This is a genomic window from Myxococcus sp. CA056 (assembly GCF_013336715.1).
Classification (GTDB): Bacteria; Myxococcota; Myxococcia; order Myxococcales; family Myxococcaceae; genus Myxococcus; species Myxococcus llanfairpwllgwyngyllgogerychwyrndrobwllllantysiliogogogochensis.
The window spans coordinates 180,452-202,128 of the sequence record NZ_JABUMT010000017.1; the positions used below are offsets into that span (position 1 = coordinate 180,452).

The 21,677-nt window shown below is 70.1% G+C and carries 16 protein-coding genes; 5 read left to right on the plus strand and 11 right to left on the minus strand.

Features of this window, described 5'->3' with window-relative positions; genetic code table 11:
• On the plus strand, nucleotides 1-2,304 hold the full coding sequence (locus HUA76_RS39345; RefSeq protein WP_174463771.1) for an AAA family ATPase: 2,304 nt from the start codon (nucleotides 1-3) through the stop codon (nucleotides 2,302-2,304).
• 225 nt (nucleotides 2,305-2,529) lie between these two features.
• Nucleotides 2,530-5,535: a tetratricopeptide repeat protein gene (locus HUA76_RS39350; RefSeq protein WP_174463772.1), complete on the plus strand. Its 3,006-nt coding sequence runs from the start codon at nucleotides 2,530-2,532 to the stop codon at nucleotides 5,533-5,535.
• Nucleotides 5,536-5,550: 15 nt separating this feature from the next.
• On the opposite strand, the gene HUA76_RS39355 is transcribed toward HUA76_RS39350, so the two are convergent.
• Nucleotides 5,551-7,074 (minus strand): M28 family peptidase, encoded by a 1,524-nt coding sequence (locus HUA76_RS39355; RefSeq protein ID WP_174463773.1) that lies wholly within the window; start codon nucleotides 7,072-7,074, stop codon nucleotides 5,551-5,553.
• Nucleotides 7,075-7,295: 221 nt separating this feature from the next.
• On the opposite strand from HUA76_RS39355, the gene HUA76_RS39360 reads away from it, so the two are divergent.
• From HUA76_RS39360 to HUA76_RS39370, 3 genes are all read left to right on the plus strand, one after another.
• Nucleotides 7,296-8,291 carry a hypothetical protein gene (locus HUA76_RS39360; RefSeq protein ID WP_174463774.1) on the plus strand — a complete coding sequence of 332 codons (996 nt, stop codon included), beginning with the start codon at nucleotides 7,296-7,298 and terminating at the stop codon, nucleotides 8,289-8,291.
• Between the two features lie 105 nt (nucleotides 8,292-8,396).
• On the plus strand, nucleotides 8,397-11,711 hold the full coding sequence (locus tag HUA76_RS39365) for a PAS domain-containing protein (RefSeq protein ID WP_174463775.1): 3,315 nt from the start codon (nucleotides 8,397-8,399) through the stop codon (nucleotides 11,709-11,711).
• Nucleotides 11,712-11,999: 288 nt separating this feature from the next.
• A complete protein-coding gene (locus HUA76_RS39370) occupies nucleotides 12,000-12,530 on the plus strand; it encodes a hypothetical protein (protein ID WP_174458824.1) in 531 nt (176 codons plus the stop codon).
• Nucleotides 12,531-12,540: 10 nt separating this feature from the next.
• On the opposite strand, the gene HUA76_RS39375 is transcribed toward HUA76_RS39370, so the two are convergent.
• The 10 genes from HUA76_RS39375 to HUA76_RS39420 all read right to left on the minus strand — a co-directional run bounded on the left by HUA76_RS39375 (nucleotide 12,541) and on the right by HUA76_RS39420 (nucleotide 21,676).
• Nucleotides 12,541-13,491, minus strand: a complete 951-nt coding sequence (locus HUA76_RS39375; protein WP_174463776.1) for a hypothetical protein — start codon at nucleotides 13,489-13,491, stop codon at nucleotides 12,541-12,543.
• Nucleotides 13,492-13,698: 207 nt separating this feature from the next.
• The gene (locus HUA76_RS39380) at nucleotides 13,699-15,963 is read right to left on the minus strand and encodes a molybdopterin cofactor-binding domain-containing protein (protein WP_174463777.1); all 2,265 of its coding nucleotides are present in this window, start codon (nucleotides 15,961-15,963) and stop codon (nucleotides 13,699-13,701) included.
• Between the two features lie 10 nt (nucleotides 15,964-15,973).
• Nucleotides 15,974-16,438, minus strand: coding sequence for a (2Fe-2S)-binding protein (locus tag HUA76_RS39385; protein WP_141642356.1), 465 nt, complete (start codon nucleotides 16,436-16,438; stop codon nucleotides 15,974-15,976).
• Entirely contained in the window at nucleotides 16,435-17,088 is a 654-nt protein-coding gene (locus HUA76_RS39390; RefSeq protein WP_174463778.1) for an Isoquinoline 1-oxidoreductase subunit, read from the minus strand. Before HUA76_RS39390 ends, HUA76_RS39385 begins: the two co-directional genes overlap by 4 nt.
• 98 nt (nucleotides 17,089-17,186) lie before the next feature.
• Nucleotides 17,187-17,381 carry a hypothetical protein gene (locus HUA76_RS39395; protein WP_174458827.1) on the minus strand — a complete coding sequence of 65 codons (195 nt, stop codon included), beginning with the start codon at nucleotides 17,379-17,381 and terminating at the stop codon, nucleotides 17,187-17,189.
• Between the two features lie 11 nt (nucleotides 17,382-17,392).
• The gene (locus HUA76_RS39400) at nucleotides 17,393-17,863 is read right to left on the minus strand and encodes a hypothetical protein (RefSeq protein WP_174463802.1); all 471 of its coding nucleotides are present in this window, start codon (nucleotides 17,861-17,863) and stop codon (nucleotides 17,393-17,395) included.
• A gap of 170 nt (nucleotides 17,864-18,033) precedes the next feature.
• Nucleotides 18,034-18,585 (minus strand): response regulator transcription factor, encoded by a 552-nt coding sequence (locus HUA76_RS39405; protein ID WP_141642359.1) that lies wholly within the window; start codon nucleotides 18,583-18,585, stop codon nucleotides 18,034-18,036.
• Nucleotides 18,572-19,954: an ATP-binding protein gene (locus tag HUA76_RS39410; RefSeq protein WP_174463779.1), complete on the minus strand. Its 1,383-nt coding sequence runs from the start codon at nucleotides 19,952-19,954 to the stop codon at nucleotides 18,572-18,574. Before HUA76_RS39410 ends, HUA76_RS39405 begins: the two co-directional genes overlap by 14 nt.
• Before the next feature lie 157 nt (nucleotides 19,955-20,111).
• Nucleotides 20,112-20,630 (minus strand): hypothetical protein, encoded by a 519-nt coding sequence (locus HUA76_RS39415; RefSeq protein WP_141642361.1) that lies wholly within the window; start codon nucleotides 20,628-20,630, stop codon nucleotides 20,112-20,114.
• Nucleotides 20,631-20,677: 47 nt separating this feature from the next.
• A complete protein-coding gene (locus tag HUA76_RS39420) occupies nucleotides 20,678-21,676 on the minus strand; it encodes a HEAT repeat domain-containing protein (RefSeq protein ID WP_174463780.1) in 999 nt (332 codons plus the stop codon).
• Nucleotide 21,677 lies beyond the last annotated feature (1 nt).

Sequence of the window (21,677 nt, forward strand, 5' to 3'; positions counted from 1 at the left end):
ATGGACAAGAACTTCCATCTGTTCGTGCGGAACTACCCCGGCGTGGGGGTGGCCGCGCACGTGTTGACGCACCCGCATCTGGCCTCGTTCGCGCCGGACCTGGCGACCGCGCGACTGGATGTGGCCGAGGTTCTGGGCCGACTGCTCAAGCGGGGGGACTTGCGTGACGCGCAGACCCACTGGCCGGACCTGCGCACGAAGAAGATGAACCTCACCGTGCGCGCCGTGCAGCACGGGCGACTGTTGCCCGTGCCGCTCAAGCTCACGGTGGTGACGCGCGGTGGACGAGGGAAGGCGGAGCGCGGTAGCCGGAAGGGCGCGGCGAAGGGGGCCGTGCACGTCTGGGTTCCTCGCGTGGACGTGGAGGGCTCGCTGCAGGACCTCGGGGACCTGGAGGCCTATGTGGAGGAGCTGGTCCGCCACGAGCTCTACATGGCGCCGCTGGAGCGCCTGCACTCGCTGGCCTACCTGGGCGATGAGACCGTCGAAACCATCTCCGTGACGGTGAAGTCCCGTGAGGCGACCCGCGCGCGCATCATCGAGGAGCCCCGAGGGCCGGTGCGCCGCCCTCCCCCACCTCCTGGGCTCGCCGAGGCGAGTCGTTGCCTCAACGAGGAGGCCCGTGCGGGACTGCTGGAGCGTGCCTGGGAGCGCGACACGGAGGTCGGCCTGCTGGCGGAAGCCGTCACCTCGAGAGCGCGCGCCAGCGTGCTGCTCGTGGGTCCCCCCTCCGTGGGCAAGACGTCGCTGGTGCATGAGCTGGTGCACCGGGCGGAGTCCGCGTCGGCCGGGAATGCGCTCCAGGGACTGGAGGTCTTCAGCACCTCGGGCGGTCGTATCATGGCCGGCATGCGCTATCTGGGGCAGTGGCAGAAGCGCGTGCAACTCATGGTCAACGAGCTGCGGGTGCGGCGCGCGGTGCTCCACCTGGACAGCCTCTCCGAACTGCTCTCCCTGGGCGGCGGTGACACGGGCCTGGACGTCGCGCGGCACCTGCTGCCGGCGCTGGAAGGGGGCGAGGTGGCGCTGGTGCTGGAGGCCACGCCGGAGGACGTCGCGCGGGCGGAGCGCACCCATGGCGCCTTCCTCCAGGCGCTGCGACATGTCGTCGTGGAGCCGCTGGCTCCCGAGAAGGCTCGGGCCGCCGTGCAGCAGGCATCTCAGCGCGTCGCGAAGGCGCGCAAGGTGCGCTTCACGCCCGCCTCGTTGGAGCGCGCGGCGGAGCTGACGGAGCGCTTCGGAGAGGGCCCGCCTCCGGGTGGTGCGGTGTCGCTGCTTCGCGCCGCGACGGCGCAGGCCGCCACGGGAACGGAAGTGGACGCGGGCGCGGTGACCTCCGCGTTCTGCACGCGCACAGGCTACCCGAGGGAGCTGGTGGACTCCTCGATTCGCCTGGACCCGGATGCGTTGCTGCGCCGCTTCCGCGAGCGCATTGTCGGCCAGGATGAGGCCACGCTGCTCTTGCGCAACCTCGTCGTCACGCTGAAGACGGGACTCGCGGACCCCTCGCGTCCCCTGGGGGCGTTCCTGCTCCTGGGTCCCACGGGCGTGGGCAAGACGGAGTCGGCGCTGGCGCTGGCGGAGTACCTCTTCGGTGACATCGCCCGGCTGGCCCGCTTCGACATGGCGGAGTACGCCGCGCCTGGCAGCGCGGGACGGCTGGTGGGTGAAGTGGGAGGCCAGCAGGGAGGCCTCGCGCGGCGCGTGCGCGAGCAGCCCTTCGGCGTGGTGCTACTGGACGAGGTGGAGAAGGCGGACGCGGGTGTGCATGACCTGCTGCTCCAGGTCCTCGGCGAGGGACGACTGACGGACGGCACGGGGCGCACCGTCAGCTTCCGGAACACGGTGGTGCTGCTCACCAGCAACCTGGGCGCGGAGTCGGCGGCGCGCTCACTGGGCTTTGGTGGTGACACGCCTCGGGACATGGAGGCGCACTACCTGGGCGCGGCCACGGCCTTCTTCCGTCCGGAGCTGCTCAACCGGTTGGACCAGGTGGTCCCCTACCGCGCCCTCGCGCCGGACGTCATCCGGACGCTCGCGCGGCGCACCCTGGAAGCGGCGCTGGGCCGCGAGGGACTCGCGCGGCGTGGGGTGAAGGTGAGCTTTGGCGAGGACGTGGTGGACTTCCTCGCGAAGGCCGGCTTCGACGCGCGCTACGGTGCGCGTCCGCTGAAGCGCGCGGTGGAGCAGCACGCCATCGTCCCGCTGGCGCAGTGGCTCGCGACGCATGCGGGCACTCCGCACCGACAGGTGACGCTGCGCGTGGGCGCCCAGGGCCTGCTCGTCCACGAGCCCCACGTGTGAGGTGTCGACGAGGCAGGCCGGGCGCTTCATGGCCTTGAGGCACCCGCGCCCGCCTGCCCGCTCGACCCACCGCACGGCGCGAGCCCCGCATGAAGCGGCGCTCCACCGTGATGAAGCCGCCACGTGGCGCCCTCTCCCCTGTCGCGCGGGGACTCTCTGCTATCGTCGCCCGCGCCCACTCCCCACCCCGGTACAGGAACCCTCCCGTGGGAGGGGACACCCTTCATGCGCTGCGTCGATGAGACCCTCTTCATGAAGTTGCTCCTGGGCGAGCTGTCGCCCACGGAGAGCGCCGAGGTGGATGCCCATCTCGACACATGCGCCTCGTGTCGCACGCTCGTGGCCGAAGGACTGCGCGCGCAGTCTCCGGACCTCATCACCAGCGCGACGCCCACCGAGCCCATGCCCCTTTCTCCCCGCCGCGAGGACTCGCCGCTGGAGAAAGGCACGGCGGTGGGCCGCTACCTCGTCCTGGAGCTGCTGGGCGCGGGAGCCATGGGCGTCGTGTACGGCGCCTATGACCCGGAGCTGGACCGCCGCGTCGCCCTCAAGCTGCTGCGCACCGGCGCCCTGGGCCTCGACATGGAGAAGGAGCGCGCCCACCTGCTGCGTGAGGCGCAGGCCATGGCCCGCGTCTCCCACCCGAACGTGGTGGCCGTCTATGACGTGGGCACCTTCGGCCAGCACGTGTTCCTGGCCATGGAGCGGGTGGAGGCCCAGACGCTGGGCGAGTGGCTGAAGGCCGCGCCCCGCCCCTGGCGCGAGGTGCTGGACCTCTTCCTCGACGCGGGCCGGGGACTCGCGGCGGCGCATGCCGCGGGCGTCGTGCACGGCGACTTCAAGCCCGCCAATCTCCTCGTCGGCGGCGACGACAATGTCCACGTCACCGACTTCGGCCTCGCGCGCCTGGGCGCTCCCACCACACGTGAGAGCGCGCTGCCCGCGCGCGCGGACCCCCTGCGTGACAAGACCGTGGAGCGCTCGCTGACGGGCGGCACGCCGGCCTACATGGCCCCGGAGCAACTGCTGGGCGAGACGCGCGCGGGCGCGGCCGGAGACCAGTTCTCCTTCTGCGTGGCGCTCCACGAAGCCCTCTACGGCGCACGCCCCTTCGAAGGCGCCACCCTGGCCGAGCTGGCCTCCCAGGTGTCCTCGGGACAGGTGCGGCCTCCGCCCAACGGCACGCGCGTTCCTCCGTGGCTGCGTCGCGTGTTGCTGCGGGGGCTCGCCCGTCGCGCGGAGGACCGATTCCCGAACCTGGAGGCCCTGCTCGACGCGCTCCAGAACGACCCGGCCACCAGGTGGAAGCGAGGCCTCCAGTTCGCCAGCGCGGTGGCAATCCTCGCCACCGCGGTGGGCCTCACACACGCGGTGCACACCCGTGGAGCGCGGGCCTGCGCGAGCGCGCCGCAGGAGATGACCACCATCTGGGGCCCGGAGCAGGCCGCCGCCATCCAGGCCGCGTTCACCGCCACCGGCCGGCCCTATGCCTCCGCCGCCTGGGAGCGCGTGCGCCGGGAGCTGGACGCGTACACCGCCGCCTGGACGACGACGCGCACCACCGCGTGCGAGGCCACACGCGTCCGGGGCGAGCAGCCCGAAGAGGTGATGGCGTGGCGCATGCGCTGCCTCGACAATCGGCTGGCGGATGTCTCCGCGCTCACGCGGCTGCTGTCCCAGGCGGACGCCAGGACGGTGGACGAGGCGCACCGCGCGGTGAAGGGCCTGCCCCCCCTGTCGGGCTGCTCGGAGGCGCTGGCACCCGGCGGGGCCACGCTGCCCGAGGGGCCTGAAGCACGCGAGCGCCACGAGGCGCTGCGCGCGACGCTCGCACGAGGCCGAGCGCTCCTGGCCACCGGTCGCTACGCGGAAGGCGTCACGCTGGTGGAGCCGACGGCCGTGGCGGCGAAGCGGGCGGCGAACCGTCACGACGGCGCCGAAATCTCCCTGCTGCTCGGCGAGCTGCGCGAGGGAGCCGGAGACTGGCGTGGCGCGGAGGCCGCGCTCTTCGAGGCGCTGAACGCGGCGGAGGCCACGCGTCAGGACGCCGTGGCCGCGCGCGCGTGGACGCTGCTGGTGCGCGTGTCCTGCATCGGCCTGGACGAGTACGAGCTGGCCTCGCGCTGGAAGGACCGCGCCGCGGCCGCCATCGAACGGCTGGGCGGTGGAAACGAGCTGACCCGCGTCCACCTCCTCACCTACTCCGGCACCGTCCTGCGTAAGCAGCGGCGCTTCGAGGAGGCCGTGGCGTTGCAGGAGCAGGCCCTGCTGTTCGCGGAGAGCACCTTCGGGCCGGACAGCCTGGAAGTGGCGGACGTGCTCCTGGAGCTGGGCTCCACGCAGTGGGTCCACCCCCGCCTCGCCGAGGCCCGGGCCCACCTGGAGCGCGCCGCCACCATCACCCGGCAGGCCCTGGGCCCCGAGCACCCGGAGGTCGCCCGGGTGCGACTGGCCGTGGTCCCCGTGCTCAGGGACCAGGAGGAGCTGAAGCTGGCGGAGGTGGTCGCCCGCGAGGCGCTCGGTGTCTTCGAGCGGACGCTCGGCCCGGACCACCCTCGCGTCTACGACGCGCTCAACGACCTGGCCTCGACGCTCGTCGTCCAATCGCGCATGGACGAGGCCCTCCCTTTCTACGAGCGCGCCCTCACCATCGTCGCGAAGACGGACGGGCCGGAGAGCTACGGCGCCTCCGTCATCCACGCCAACCTGGGCGTCCTCTTCTTCCAGAAGGGCCACTTCGACCTCTCCCTGGAGCACTTCCTGCGGACCATCGCCCTGCGCGACAAGTCGCGAGGACTGATGGACCCGTCGCTGGTGAGCCCGCTGCGCCTGGTCGGGAAGCTCATGTCCCTCAAGGAGCGCTACGCGGACATGGTGCACTACTGTCAGCGGGCCGTGGACATCATGCTCCTGCAACCGGATGACAGCTCCGGACAGTGGACGCTCAGCCTGAGGGATTTGGGCATCGCCTTCCTCAAGCTGAAACGGCCCACGGAGGCGCTCGTGCCCCTGGAGCGGGCCGTCGCCGGCTGGGAAAAGGCGCGGCCGGAGGTCGGCCAGCGCACCGAGGTGAAGTTCCTGCTCGCCCAGGCCCTGTGGGAGTCCGGCAAGGACCGCCCACGGGCCCTGCGCCTCGTCGCCGAGGCGCGAATCATGGCCATGACGGACGACCCCTCGGAGAAGACGCTCCTCCTCATCAACGCGTGGCTCGCGGCGCACAAGGTCCGCTGAAGCCTGGGGCCCCGCTCAGCGCGGCGTGGGTGACACCTGACGCTCGGCGGGACGGCCTCGGCTCCCCGCCTCCCACTCATCCCAGAGGTTGAAGGACTTCATCTGCTCGGTCAGGTCGGTGGCCTTCATGAGCGCCTCCACCTCCGCGCGTCCCTGCCGGGGGAGCCGCTCGTCCATGGTGGCGAAGCCCCACGCCAGCGCGCCCACCACCGCGGCATTGGCGCGCAGCGTGCGCGCGTCGCACTGCTCGAACTCGTCCGAGCGCGCATGGTAGTTCGGCCCGTACGTGGCGGACTCCTGGTTGGCGATGAGGTTGGCCACGCCGCTCAGCATGAAGTCCAGGTTGTCGGTGCCCACCACCGGCACATCCACCTGAGTGAAGGGACCCAGGCCCGCCACCGGGAGGAGCGCCTTGTCCACCAGCGGCACCAGCGGAGGGCGGCCATTGGTGAAGAAGCCGTTGATGCGGCCACAGCCGATGTCCACCGACAACGCCATGGCATGTCCATCCAGCTCCGCCGCGTGCGAGCGCACGTACCCGGCCGAGCCGTGCATGCCCTGCTCCTCGCCGTTCCACAGGGCGAAGCGGATGGTGCGCGCGGGCTTCAGTCCCAGCCGCCGCAGCTGCCGCGCCAGGTCGATGAGCATCGCCACGTTGGCGCCGTTGTCGAGCGCGCCTCCGCCCAGGTCCCAGCTGTCCAGGTGCGCGCCCAGCACGACGACCTCCTCCGGTCGCGTGGCGCCTCGAATCTCACCGATGACGTTGTGCGCCTCGTAGGGTCCGCCCGTCTTCAGCTCCAGCGCGGCCTTCATCGTGAGCGCGATGCCGGCCCGCAGCAGCCGCTGCGCGCGCCGGGCTCCATCGCGCTCCATCACCATCATCGGCCGGGTGTTCTTCGCGCCCGTCGACACGTTGTGCCGGTAGAGCTGATTGCCCGGACGGCTGCCCATGTAGACGACGCCCGCCGCGCCGGCGCCCACCGCGCGCGCCTCGATTCCCACCGCCTCCTCGTACTCGCGGAAGAGGCCCTCCACGTCCCGCAGCTCCTCCGTCTCCACCAGCACGAACGCACCCTTCACCTTCGTCCCCACGCGCGTGAAGTCCGCCTCCGCGCCGCGTCCGACGTCCAGCAGCGGCGCGGCGAGGCCTCCCTTCGGCGTCGCCGTGGAGAAGGGCATCGCGGCCACCCGGGGCGCGAAGCGCACGCCCTGGCCCTGCACCGTCGCGCTCGCCGACTGCTCCAACCACAGCGCCGGCATGCGGAAGGGCTCACTCGTCGCGGGGACGCCCGCCGCGCGGAAGCGCTCCAGCGCCCACGCCACCGAGCGCCGGTTGGACTCCGAGCCCGTGGCCCGCCCACCCACCTCGTCCACCAGCGAGCGCAGGTCCTCCACCATCGGCGTCGGGCCCAACAGGGCCCCCGTCAGCAACATCACCTCGCGCTCCCGCCCCCCGGGCGCGGCGGCCTCCTGGGCCTCCCCTCGCACGGATGAAACGAGGACCAGCGACAGCAACGCGGCGCTCCAGCGCCAGGACATGCGGGATGGGAACATGGCGCCAGCATTCCCAGCCTCATGGGTTTCATTCAAGGCGCGAGGTGCCAAGGTCTTCTCGGCACATCGGACTACAAGCGCAAATGAAGTTTCAATTCGGTTGCTTGAGTTTCAGGTTGAGGAATGGCAGACGGGCCCGAACACCCAGGGCGGTCGCCGGAGAGCGAAACCCGCGCCTCCGTCCTCACTGACACGGGGCCGAGACGATGCGTGGAAACCTGAAGCAAGCCTGGCTGTGGATGTTGCCGGTGGCCTTCCTGGGCGCCTGTGGTGGCGCGCCCGAGGCCGCGCTGGAAGACGGGACGCTGGAGGAAGGCACGCAGGCGCTCATCTCCGCGCCGACGCTTCCCGCCAGCGGAAACATCGCGGACAGCACCACCCTCAAGGGTCCCCTGTCCATCGGCGGCGCGGTGGCGGGCTACCCGAGCACCTTGCCGGGGTACTTCGGCTACACGCTCCAGGCGAACGCGGGCGCGCAGCTCGCGTTGGAGGTGACGCACCTGGGCAGCTCCATGTACCTGGACACCGGCCTGTTCCTCTATGGCCCCAAGGACGCGAGCGGCAGCCATGGCGCCACGCTGCACGCGCAGGATGACGACTCCGGCTACGGCACGTTGAGCAAGGTGGGGCTGGTGACGGTGCCGAAGACGGGCGAGTACCTGGTGGTGGTGGGCTTCGTGAACGGAGTGGACAAGCAGTTCCGCCTCCAGGCGGCGTGTGTGGGCGGCACGTGCCTGCCCAACCCGCAGCCGGCGCCCGCGGGGGCCGTGCTCACGTACGTGGAGAATCCGCTCACCGAGCGCCTCCAGTACACGCTCGACACCGCCAATCAGGTGCGCGAGGACGCGACGTCGTACCTGCGTCGGCTCGACTACCAGTGGCCGTACTCGGGCGAGGCCACGCTCACGCAGGCCGCCGCGGCCGTGCTCGCCCAGGGTCGCTACATCGGCTACCGCAGCGACCCGGCGCCGCTCGTGCTGAGCCTGCCGGAGCTGAACGACGCCATGTACTCGCAGTTCCGGCCGCTGCTGCCCGTCATGCTGGAGACGTACGGCAACGGCGTGGAGACGGTGCAGGTGAAGCGCTACTACCGCACGTTCTCCACGGGCCCCAACGGGGACAACTGGCGCAGCCTCTACGTCATCCTCTTCCCCCAGTCGTACAAGGTCCTCGTGTACGAGCAGACGGCCCACGAAATCTGAGGGCCCGGGCTGGCGGCCCGTCGAGCGCCAGCCCTCCGCCTCCCGCGCGTCTCCGGGCGGCGGCCAGCTCGCTTCCTCGGGAGCTCGTGGCTCCCCCGAGCCGCCGTGGATGCACAGCTTCCGGTGGAGGTGTCGTGCTCCCGGAACAGCGAGCAGGCACCGTCACCCTGCCAGCTCGTCCAGGGTGAAACGGCCGGGGGCACCGTGCGGGGACCAGGCGCCAGCGAGACGGAGAAGGAGAGCATCGAGGGCGTCTCCCCGGAGCAGTCGCGCTTCTTCCTCGAGACGATGGTCGCCGGCGCCCCCGTGGGCCTGGCCTTCGTGGACCTGGAGCTGCGCTTCATCCACATCAACGACGCGCTGGCGGAGATGAACGGCCTGCCACGCGAGGCCCATCTGGGCCGCAAGGTTCGCGACGTCGTCCCCGACCTGTGGCCCACCATCGAGCCACACTACCGGCAGGTCATCGAGCACGGGCTGGCGGTGCGAAATCTGGAGATTGTCGGGAGCACGGCCAAGGAGGCCGGAGTCCCCCGCAACTTCGTCATCAACTACTTCCCGGTGCGGGACGCGGGCGGCGCGCTGCAAGGCGTGGGCATCACCGTGGTGGAGACGACCGAGCAGAAACGGGCGAATCAGGCCATCCGGATGAACGAGCAGCGCTATCGCTCGCTCGTGGAGGCCACCGCGCAGACGGTCTGGACCACCGATGCCCGGGGCGCGCTGAATGAGCCCGCGCCACGCTGGATGGCCTTCACCGGACAGGCCCTGGGCGCGCACCTGGGACTCGGCTGGCTCGACGCCATCCACCCCGGGGACCGTGGCCGCTTCATGAAGGAGTGGGTCCGCGCGCTGGAGACCCGGGAGCCCTACCGGGGTGAGCTGCGGCTGCAGTTCCACGACGGCACCTGGCGCGACGTCATCGTCCGGGGCGTGCCGGTGTTCGATGAGGACGGCCTGGTGCGCGAGTGGATGTCCACCGCGGAGGACGTCAGCGAGCGAAAGCAGGCGGAGCAGGAGCTGCGTCAGACGACCCTGGCGCTCGCGGCGAGCGACGAGCGCTACCGGACCTTCGTCGCCCAGAGCACGGAGGGCATCTGGCGCCTGGAGATGGAGCCGCCGCTCGACACGCGCCTGACGGAGGACGCGCTCGTCGAGGCCATGGCCAGCACGGGGCGCATCGCGGAGACCAACGAGGTCATGGCGCGCATGAGCGGCTTCGAATCGGCTCGCGCCATGGTGGGCTGCACCCTGCGTCAGCTCGTCACCCGCGTCGGGGACACCCAGGGTGCCTCCATCCGCGGCTTCGTCCGCGGCGGCTTCCGCGTGCAGGACCTGGAGACGCGGCTGCCGGACCGGGACGGCGTCATGCGGGTGCGCCTGGCCAATCTCTTCGGCGTCGTCGTGGACGGATGGCTCGTGCGGGTGTGGGGGACGCAGCGGGACATGACGGAGCAGGCCCTGGCGAAGGAGGCGCTGGAGCAGAGCCGGGAGCAGGCGAGGCAACGGGAGCACCAGCTGCGCACCATCACCGACGCGCTCCCCGCCCTGGTGGCCTACCTGGACCAGGGCGAGCGCTACCTCTTCTGCAACCGCGCCTTCGAGACCTGGTTCGGCCTGCGCCCCAGTGACGTGGTGGGACGGACGATTCGAGAGGTGGGTGGAGAGACGCTCTATCCCCTCTTCAAGGACTGGGTGCGCAAGGCCCTGGCGGGCGAGCATGTCACGTACGAGACGGCGCTCGCGCTGCGCGATGGCCGGACGCTCCATGTCCAGTCGACGTATGTACCGAGCGCGGACGCCCAGGGCCGCATCCAGGGCTGTGTCGTCCTGGTCAACGACATCACCGACCGCAAGCGCACGGAGGCCGAGGTGGAGAACCAGCGCGCGCGGCTCTACGACATCCTGATGAGCGCGCCTGCCTCCATCGCCATCATCTCCGGACACGAGCAGCTCTTCACCCTCGTCAATCCCATCTTCAAGGGGATGTCGAATGACGCGGAGCTGGTGGGGCAGTCGCTGCGTGAGCTCGCGGAGAGGAACGAGAAGGGCCGGGAGTATTCCCAGACGCTGGCGAAGGTCTACGAGACAGGCCAGCAGGTGAAGACCACCGAGATGCCGCTGCTGCTGAATCTCCACGGCAAGGGCCTGGAGCAGCGCTACTTCAACATCACCTATCAGCCCCTGCGGGACGCGCGCGGGCAGGTGGACTCGGTGATGTCCTTCGCGCTGGATGTGACGGAGCAGGTCCGTGCCCGGCATCAGGCCGAGGAGCTGGCCGCGCACCTGGGCAGTCAGCAGAAGTGGATGGAGTCGGTGCTGGACCTCAGCCCCATCGCCCTGCTGTTGATGGAGCCTCACACCGGCAAGGTGCTCTTCGCCAATCAATCGGCCCGCAACCTCACCGGAGGCCAGTTCCCGTTGGGTGTCCCCGTGCAGCGCTACGACACCGTCTACCGCGTCCTCGACCCCCAGGGCGGGGTCATCCCCAATGAACAGACTCCGGGTGCGCGGGCAGCGCGGGGGGAGACCCTGAGACGGACACCGCTGACGTGGCAGCTCGGCCCGGGGATTCCGCGGGAGTTCCTGGTGGATTCAGAGCAGTTGCCCTCCATGTACGGGCATCCGGCGACGATTGTCCTGGCGCTCCAGGACGTGACGCAGCTGAAGGATATCGAGGTGCGGCTCCACGAAGCGGTGCGGCTGCGCGACGAGTTCCTCACCGTGGCCTCCCACGAGCTCAAGACGCCGCTCACGCCGCTTCAAATCAAGCTCCAGGGGCTCGCGCGCGAGGCCGCGACGTCCACGTCCGAGGAGCACCTGCGAGAGAGCGTGCTGCGGGCCTCGGAGAGCACCTCGCTCCAGGTGCGCAAGCTCGCCGCGCTCATCAACGACTTGCTGGACGTCACCCAGCTCACGGGCGCGCCGCTGCCCCTGGAGTTGGGCCGGGTGGACCTGTCGGCCGTCGCTCGAGAAGTGGCGGAGCAGCTTCGAGCGCAGGCGGCACAGGCGGACTGCGCGCTCGACGTCCAGGCGCCCGTACCGGTGATGGGCCGGTGGGACGCGCGCAGGCTGGAGCAGGTGGTGCGGGGGCTCGTGTCCAATGCCATCAAGTATGGGTCCGGCAGGCCCGTGCGAATCCGGGTGGAGGAGCGCGAGGGACGCGGGCGACTCACCGTGCGGGACGAGGGCATCGGCATCGCCCCCGAGGACCTGAGCCGCATCTTCGAGAAGTTCGGACGCGCCGTGTCGGCGCGAAACTATGGCGGGTTGGGGCTGGGGCTCTTCATCAGTCGTCGCATCGTCGAGGCCCACCAGGGCACCATCCGCGCGGAGAGCCAGCGCGGGCATGGCGCCACGTTCGTCGTCGAATTGCCGCTCACGGGGCCGGAGCCGTCCTCGCCGCCGTCCATTCACTGACGGGCGGCGGGAGCGGGAGTCGAGCACGCGGCTGCACATCGTGCATCGCCCGGCGCACAGAATGGCCCTCGTGGCTTCGCTCTTCACCCGCGACACGTGGCAGCACGGCGCTTGCACTCAAGCCACGGCGGCCGGCACGGCGCCTCCGCGTTGCTCCATGACGAGCGACCCGGGGCCCGTGAGTTCGACACCGAAGGTCATCCTCGAGAACCCAGCATGAGTGGAACCGTGATGATGCGTGGAGGGCTGTGCGCAGTGATGTTCGCGATGGCGGGGTGTGGTGAGGGAATGGAAGGACCCCCGGGGCCCCAGGGAGAGCCTGGCCCCTCCGGAGAACAGGGTGTCCCTGGGGAGACCCAGACGTGTGATGGTTTGTATTTCGTGGATGCGAAGGGAACCGTGGCCTTCCCTGTCTGCGCGCCGTACCTCGTCGATTCGCAAGGGTTTACCTGGAGGTTCGACTTCGAGTCGGGCCAGCCCACGCACGAGGCCTCCCTCCCATGGCATTCCACGCCCCTCTCTGACCTGGCGGCCCTGGTCCATTTCGAGACGGCGGATTGCACGGGAACGGCGTTCATGACGTTCCCCATCTTCCCGCGCATGCCGTTCCCCGTGCTGGGCAAGTACCGGGTGCGCTCGGATGACTCGACGTGGTCCACGCACTCGTTCCGCTCCGCATGGCGAGACGATGGCTCCTGCGATGGGTTCCAGGGGCGCCCCCCGGTCCGGGAATGGGAAGGCTTCCCGCTCGAAACCGAGCGGGAGTTGACCCCGCCCGCGTCCTTCCAGGGTCCCCTGCACATCGAACGACGTCCCTAGCGACGACGACTCACCAGCCCGGCGGCGCCAGCGCGCCCGGAGGAAGAGGAGAGAGAAAAGCGCTCTGGTCCAGGTCGAGCTGACTGCCCGAGTGGCCGTAGTACTGGTCTCGACCCGAATCGAGCACCACCGCTCCGGAGTAGATGTCCCAACCGGGGTCCGACGTCCCGGGCCTCGCGGCGTACATCAAGTCTCTCGCCGAATCGAAGACATGGCCCGAGGCGTGTTGATTGGGCGCGGCTGCGGGGATGATGCCCAGCCCGTGCAGCGTCTCATGCAGCATGGCGAACTCGATGTACCCCGGCAGCGTGCTCGAACCGCCGATGGGATTCGACGAGCACGGAACCGGGCCGGTGGGCAGGCCCTTCAGATAGAGGGCGGTGACCCTGCCCATCAGCGTCGGAGGCCACGGGGCGCCACCACAGGACCACTCACTGGTGCCGTCGTAGTAGACCGCGTACAGCTTCCGCGTGTCGCTGAGCAAGCCCATCGCGGCCAACTCGAGCTCGATGCGATCACGGACGTAGGCATAACCCGTGTTCACATTGCCGGTGTTCGCCGTGCCCTTCATCACCGCGTCTGTCTTCGACAGACGGACGAACTGGATGTCCAACACGGAGCCCGAGACGTCGTAGCGGAGCGCCGCTCCGTTCGTCGTCTGGGAGGTGAACCACGAATACTGAGCCTGGACGGACCGGCAGAGAGCCCCGCTCGTGTCGAGCGCGCGGTCCACCCCATCCGAGGGCACCACATAGAGGATCTTCACCTTGTAGTCCGTGGTGCCATCCGCGCGGTCACCGGTGGCGCGCACGGAGGGACACGAGAACGGCGCGGGCGCCAGCGTGGGGTCGACGAAGGTGGACTCGGCGGCCTCCGCGTGATGCCAGCCCACTCCACCCAGGGCGACAATCGCCACCCCCGTCCCCAACATGGACAGCGTCAGCCTGCTTGTCTTCTTCATGGTCCCATGGCTCCGCGTCATGCAATGCGAGACAGACTTCAAAGCGGGAACATCACTTCGAGGCACATCCAACCGCAGGCACCAGGAAGGCGCTCAGCTCGGATAGCATTGCCACTGACGGGACGCCATTCCCCCTGGCAAATCCACACATTGACGCGGCCAGCCGCGCGCCCATCCCCACACAGCACGGCCAGCGCCACCCCAATTCTACACGGGCACCGTCCGGATGATGGGCAGCTCACGGACACGAGTCCCCGTGAGCGCGAAGATGGCATTGACGATGGCGGGAGCCACGGGCGGCACGCCGGGCTCCCCCACTCCACCGGGCGCCGCTTCGCTGCGCACGATGTCGACGTGGATGGCCCGAGGCGCATCGACGATGCGCACCAGCCGGTAGTCCCGGAAGTTCGACTGCTCCGTCGCTCCGTCCTTCATGGTGATGGAGCCATACATCGCCAGACTCATCCCGAAGATGATCGAGCCCTCCATCTGCGAGCGGACCCGGTCCGGATTGACGACGAGCCCCGCGTCCACCACCACCCAGGCCTCGTCCACCCGCGCCTTGCCCACCGCGTCCTTCTTCACCGACACCACCACGCCCACATAGCTCAGGAAGCTGCGGTGCGCGGCGAGCCCCAGCGTGCGCCCGTTCTTCTCGCGCTCGCTCCAGCCCGACAGCTCCGTGACGCGCTCGATGACCCCTCGCAGACGCCCCGCGTCGACCGGATGGTTCTCCACCGGCGCGCCGTAGTTCGGCAGCGCCGTGACGCCCAGCTCCGCCACCGACACGTGACGCGCGGGCCCAATCACCTCCAGCAGGTTGTCACGTGGGTCCACGCCTCGCGCATGCGCCAGCTCGTCCATGAACGAGCCCACCGCGAACCCGTGGAAGATGTTGTTCACGGACCGCAGCCAGCCAATGCGCACCTTCGCCAGCGCCTCGCCCATCTCCGCCCGGACATTGGGAATGTCGAGCGCCAGGTCCAACACACCCTGGTTCAAGTCCCTGGCCACCGGCCCCGTCACGTCCTCGGAGAACGTCGAGCGGATGGCCGGAAAGGCCGTGCGATGCAGCCACGCCGTCGGCTTGCCCTTCGCATCCAATCCCGCGCTCAACCGCTGCGCACTGGCCGAATGGTAGTAGTCGTGACGGATGTCGTCCTCGCGCGTCCACTGCACGCGCACCGGCACCCCGGCCGCCTTCGCGAGGAACACCGCCTCCGCGACGAAGTCCGCCTTCGACTTGCGCCCGAAGCCGCCACCGAGGAGCGTGACATTCACCGTCACCTTGTCCTCCGGCAGCCCCGCCATCTTCGCCGCCTCGGAGCGCGCCGCCTGCGGGTGCTGCGTGGGCGCCCACACCTCGCACACGCCCCCTTCCACACGCGCCAGCGCCACCGGCGGCTCCATGGGCGCATGGGACAGGTGAGGCGCGTAGTACTCGGCCTCCACCACGCGCGCCGCACTGGCCAACGCCTTGTCCACGTCGCCCACGGACCGGGCCGGCTTGCCCGGCGCTCGGACCGACTCCAGCAGCGCCTCGCGGTATTTCTCCGAGTCGTAGGACACGTTGGGACCGTTCTCCCACGTGATGTCCAGCGCCTCGCGACCGCGCATCGCCGCCCAGGTGTTCTCCGCCAGCACCGCCACGCCGCCCCAGCCCTGGAACAGATAGGGCCGCTGAGGCGTGGGCAGCTCCAGCACCTGCTTCACCCCGGGAATCGCGAGCGCCCGCGTCGCGTCGAAGCGGGTCACCTTTCCGCCCACCACGGGCGGACGGGCCACCACCGCGATGAGCATCCCCGGCAACTTCACGTCCGCGCCGTACACGGCCTTGCCCGTGACGTACGCGGGCCCGTCGAGCAGCGGCAGCTCCGTGCCCACCCGGCGCAGCTCCGAGAGCGGCCGGAGCTGGACGGCCTCCGGCTTGGGAACGGGCAGCTTCACCGCGTCCGCAACCAGCTCACCAAAGCCCAGTGAGCGTTCCGACCCCCGGAGGTACACGGCGTGGTCACGCGCCTCGCACTGCTCCGGCTTCACCTTCCAACGCTTCGCCGCCGCGGCCACCAGCATGGTGCGCGCCGTGGCGCCCGTGCGGCGCAGCGCCTGGAAGACACCTCGGATGCTGCTGGAGCCGTCGGTGTTCTGGTCCCCGTAGACGGCGTCTCCCACCGCCTGGACGACCTTCACGCGGGCCATGTCCGCGCCCAGCTCGTCCGCGATGACCACCGGCATCGAGCTGCGGATGCCCTGCCCCATCTCCGAGCGGTGACAGACGATGGTGACGAGACCATCCGCCGCGACGTGCACGAAGACGTTGGGCCGCAATTCCGGCGCCGACTTCGCGCCCACGCCCGGAGCGGCCGCCTCGGCCGACACCGTGGGCACCAGGCCCAGGGCCAGCCCGCCGACGGAGAGGTTGAGTCCTTCGAGAAAGGAACGCCGGGTGAACTCCACGGGCTGCTGGCTCATCGCATCCTCGCTACTTCGAGTCAGGCACGCCCGCGGCCTTCTTCACGGCCGCGCGGATGCGCGTGTACGTCCCACAGCGGCAGAGGTTGCCCGCGAGCGACTGGTCGATGTCCGCGTCCGTGGGCTGTGGCTTCTTCGCCAGCAGCGCCGCCGCGCACATGAGCTGCCCGGACTGGCAGAACCCACACTGCGGCACGCCCAGCTCCACCCACGCGCGCTGGAGCGGATGGCCCCCATCGGGAGACAGCCCCTCGATGGTGGTGACCTCGCGCCCGTCCGCGCGACGGATGGGCGTCACGCACGCGCGCACCACCTGTCCATCCAGGTGCACGCTGCACGCGCCACACAGCGCCTGACCGCAGCCGTACTTCGTCCCGGTGAGGCCGAGCACGTCGCGCAGGGCCCACAGCAACGGCATCTCCGGGTCGACGTCCAGCTCCTGCTCGACTCCGTTGACTCGCACCCGGATGCTCATGGCCGTACCTCCTCGCTGGGGCACTGCGCGCCCGTGGCCACCCAGGCCGCGACCAGCTCCCCGAACCTCGCCTGGGTCCCCGGCGCCGGCTGCCTGCCCGAGCCCGGAGCCCATCCCCACGCCACCAGCTTGTCATGAGCGTTGTGCTCGACCAGTTGCTCCAACGTCTTGCCTCCGTTCCGCGCGGGGTCCTTGAGCTGCTCACACAGCTGGCGGGGGCTCTTGCCCACCCAGGACATGGAGCGCGGAGCCAGGTGCCAGTTCGGCGCCCCCGGCACCCGCGCGAGCTCCAGGTTCCGCTCCTGGTGACACCCCGTGCACTCCATGCCCACGACCCCCTTGTCCTCGGGGCCTCGCGTCACCGGAGGGTTGTGGAGCATCTCACCGGAGTCTTGATAGGGGCTGTCGCCGTCGGGGTGACAGTTCGAGCAGCGCGGATGGAGGTAGACACGACTGGTCTCCAGGAACAGCGCGCGTGAGCGCTGCGCCGGGTCCTCGATGCGCTGGAACATGTCCAGCGAACGCAGCTCGCGCGCGTCCACCGGAGGTAACGACTCCCACCGCGCCGCATCGGAGTCGGGCTGACGCCGACATCCTCCGGCACTCGCGAGGAAGACCACCGAGGCCATGACCGGAAGAGCACGCATCATCGCGACAAGGTTCCGGCATGTCGCCCGTCACCACAAGCCGAATGTTCCGGGGCACGCGCCACTCAACGAAGGTGGGAGTCACGCCCCTGTTTCGCGCCTCACCGTGAGGCCGGGTCTCGCGGACGCCGCGAGTTCGCCCGCGTGCGGCGGGAGCGACGCACGGGCGGCGCGGGCGGAGCGATGCGAGGGCTCTGCCGAGGCACCTCGGACAGATAGGACACGGGAGTCCTCCCCACGCGAGGCTTGCTCGGCGCGAGAGGAGCCATCATCAGCAGCCAGAGGAAGTCATACATGGACGCGGACCTCAGAAGCCTCGGAACAGGGGACGGCCGTGGGACAGTCCAGCCCAGGGAATCGCGAATGAGACCAGGAGCATCGCGAGCAGGAGGCCCAGGGCCCACAGGCGGTGACGCGACACGGGTGCTTCCGCGCGCTGACTCAGCGCGGACGCCACGTGCACGGTGGCGAGCGCCAGCAGCATCAACGTCGGATGCTCGACACTGAAGAACCGGAGCGAGGGAACGGACAGGCTCGCGCGCAGCCCGCCCTCCAGCGCGGGGGGCGTGAAGGGACTCAGGCCGAAGTAGAGAATCATCCCCAGCAACATCTGGGTATCGAAGGCGGAGACCGCGAGCACCTGGAGCCGCCGGTCCGAGGGAGTCCAGGCCCCGCCGCCGAACCAGCCCCGCAGGGCCTTGCCCAGCGCGAGCAGGACGAGCAGCACCACCGCCCAGCGCAGCCACGAATGGATGAAGAGCACCACCGGGTACGCCATCGCACTCACCGCTCCGCTTCCGACGAGGACCGGCGCTCGTGGCCTCGTCGCCGAATGAAGAAGCGCGGGAGCGAGACGGCGCGCGGCAGGGACATCGAGCCTCCGACGCCTGTCACCCTACTGGACCGCGCGCGCCGCCTCGTGCGTCTTGGTGACGCACCCCGCGTCAATCACTGCCGCACGGGGTGCTTGGATAGCTTTCGCTGAAGGCTCCTGCGTTGGATGCGCAGCAGCCGAGCCGCCTGGGAGATGTTGCCACCGCAATCCGCGAGCACGCGCTGGATGTGCTCCCACTCCGCGCGCGCCAGGGACGGCACCTGATGTTCCAACGCCACGGCCTCGCCCGCCGGCAGCGTGGCCCCCGCGAAGGCGAGCAGGATGTCGTCTACGTCCACGGGCTTGGAGAGGTAGTGCGTGGCACCCCGCCGCACGGCCTCCACCGCGGTGGCGATGCTCCCGTAGCCGGTGAGGACCACCATCGTCGTGCGCGCATCCAGCGCCTTCAGTTCACGGACCAGGTCCAACCCGGAGCCGTCCGGCAGACGCAGGTCGATGACGGCGTAGCCGGGGCGCAGCACGGGCGCACACTCGAGCGCCTCCTTCGCGCTGCCCGCGCCATGCGCCGCGAAGCCCTTTCGACCGAAGGCCTTCACCAATCGCTCGCGATAGGGCTCGTCGTCGTCGATGACGAGCACCACGGGGGACACCTCAGGCCGCGGCATGGACAGGCTCCCTCCGGCACGGCAGGTCGAGCGTGGCGCGCGTTCCCTTGCCCACTTCCGACGACAGCTCCAAGCGTCCGCCGCACAGCTCCGCGAAGGTCTGCCCCAGGAACAAACCCAACCCCATGCCCTGCCCCGCGGGCTTGGTGGTGAAGAACGGCTCGCCCAGGCGCGCCAGCACGTCACGCGGAATGCCCGTGCCCTGGTCCTCCACCACGAAGGTCGTCCGCCCCGCGTCGCCGCGCACGCTCACCGTGACAGGTGACTGGGAGGCGTCGCTCGCGTGCAGGCCATTGCGCACGAGGTTGGCCAGCACCTGGACCAGTCCGCGCATGGGGAAACACAGCGACAGGTCCGGGCCCTCCGCGAAGCGCAGGCGCGCAAGCTCCCCCGCGGACAGCTGCTCGCGAAGGCGCTCCAGCACGACGCTGGTCGTCGTTGGCTCCGGCACCTCGCCATAGGTCTGCCCCGCCCGCGCGCTCATCCGCTCCAGGATGTCGCGACACCGCTCCACCTGGTCCCGGATGAGGCGCGCGTCCTCGAGCGCCTCGTGCGGCTCCTCCAGGATGAGGGCCTCCAGCTCGTTGGCCGCGATGGCGATGGTCCCCAGCGGCGTCCCCAGCTCGTGCGCCGCGCCCGCGGCCAACGTGCTCAGGGATGCCAGCTTCTCCGCGCGCACCGTGAGCAGTTGGGCACGGACCAGGGCCTCCTGCCTGTCTCGCAGCGCGGCGGACACCCGCGCCACCATCAGCGCGATGAGCATCACCGTCAGCGTGAAGGCGACCCACATCCCCAACACATGTCGCGAGTTCGCCGGCATCGAACCGGAGACGTGCGCCAGCTCCCGCAGCGGGACATGGAAGTTGACCAGGAGCGCGGGCCCCAGGATGGACAGGAGCGACAGGCCGAAGGTCCAGCGAGGCCCCAGCACCAGCGCCGCAAGGGCCACGTGCACCAGGTACAGCATGGCGAACGGGTTGTCGGGGCCGCCGGACAGCGCGAGCAGCGCCGTCAGCAGCATGATGTCGAACGCGAGCACTCCTCCCAGGTGATGGGACTTCACCACCGGCGCGCGGCGGAGCCACAGCGCGAGGAGCAGGTTGGATACACCTGTCGTCGCCACCACCGCGAGCAACGGCACCACGGGGAGGTCCAGCCCCAGCACTCGCACGGCCACGAACACCGTCAGCGCGGTGCCCCCGACGGCGTGCCAGCGCAGGCGCACCAGCCAGCCCAGGGCAATCGCGCTGGACGACAACAGGTCCACCACGTCCTGGGCGGAGCGATGAAAGGCGGAGCGCGGCGACGGATGTCTCGACCACAAGGGGCCGCGCGGGGCCGCCTGCGAGTCGGTGGGCGGGCGGAACACGCCTCTTCTTACCCCGGGAGTCCCCTCCTCGCGAGCGCGTCAAGTTGACGCAGGGCCGCGCGTACACCGGACCAGGGAGGCGGGACACGGGGCCCCTGCTTCCCTGGCCGGTGCGGGTCCAACGACGCTCAGTGGAGAGTCGTCAGACGACGGGCTGTCAGATGTAGCCCATCAGCTCACCACGGTCCAAGGCCTCGCCCTTCGAGGTGTAGGACGAGTACCAGGACGTGTTCTTCGTGCCGTACTGGTCCTTCTGGAAGTGCGAGTGCGCACCGGTGGCGTTGCCGGTGCCGCCCAGGTTGCCGACCTGGCAGCGGTTGCAGGTGCGGTCATAGGAGTCGCTGGTCTTGATCCAATGCCACTGGCGGAAGGACCAACCACTGCCGAGGTTGAGCAGCGCCTCGTTCTGGTTGCCGCTGCCATTGCCATTGCAGACGACGCCGGAGGTGCGGACCGTCACGTTCCAATAGACGGTGGCGGAGACGCCCGTCTCGGCGCCCCAGTAGTTGCAGCGCGAGTTCGCGACGTCCACGGCACCGTGGTACGTGCCGCTGGAGTAGTACGTGGTGGCCGTCACCGTGCTGGGGTACGGCGCGACGGCGGTGTAGGCGAGTGCGGCGGTGGGGAGGGCTACCAGGGCCGTCAGCGCCGCGAGGCGCGACTTGGGGCTACGCATCGTTGTTCCTTTCGGGCCGCCCATGCGGCCCCCAGAAGGACTGCTGCTCATCGAGCCTGCTGCAACCGCTGCTTCTCCCTCAGGATCAGGCTCCACTCCTGAAGACCCGTACTCAATGCTCGAATCCACGCGTCGACCTCCGGCACGAGGCGCGGGTCGACGTTGCGCAAGGCGCGCAGCTCCGGCACCGCGCTGGCGAAGCCCAGCCGGGCGAGGCTCTGGAGGATGGACGTGCGCACGCCGACGTCCGACTCGTCGCGGTACAGCGCCACCAACGTCTGGCGCGCGCGGGACATCTCCGGCGCGGGCACGCCCCCCAGCGCCTTCGCCGCCGCCGCGCGCACCTCCGCGTCATCGCCGCGCAAGAGCGTGTGGAGCTGCTCGGCCGACTCCTTGCTGATGGCCGCCGTGGAGATGTTGCCCAGGATTCGCGCCGTCACCTTCGCATCGCTCGAAGCCGCAGCCGCCGCCACCGCCGTGTCGGATGCCGGCCCGTGGAACCCCGCGTAGACGAACTGGTTGTCCTCGATGAGGTTCGTCGCGGCCTCCATCCGCACCTCGGGCGAGGCATCGCGCACCAGCCGCGAGTACAAATCCCCGGTGTGCTCCTCCGCGCTCGTGCGGCGAAGGGCCCGCGTGGCGGCGGCGCGCACGGCCGGGTCCGCGTCTTGCGAGGCCCGCTTCCCCACGAGCTGGAGGGTGGCCACGCTCTCGCCCCGGTCCGTCTTCGCGGCCAGCGCCGCCGCCAGGTGCTCCACCATGAGGGGCTCCGTCTCGCGCTCGAAGGCCGCGCGAAGCTGCTCCTCTGGCAGCGTGACGGCGGACTCCTTCAGCAGCTCGCGCAGATAGCGTCGGTAGGCCGGAGACTTCGACTGGAGCCCGCGCCGGATGGAGTCCATCAAGCCCTCGACGGAGCACGTCTCCGGCTGGAGCGCGGGTGGAGGCAGCGGAGTCCCTGTCGCCTGGGCAAGGGACGGGGAGGGAGCCAGGAGGGACAACGACGTCAGCAGGCAGAGCGCCCGGGCCAGCAGGAAGGTGCGCGTCATG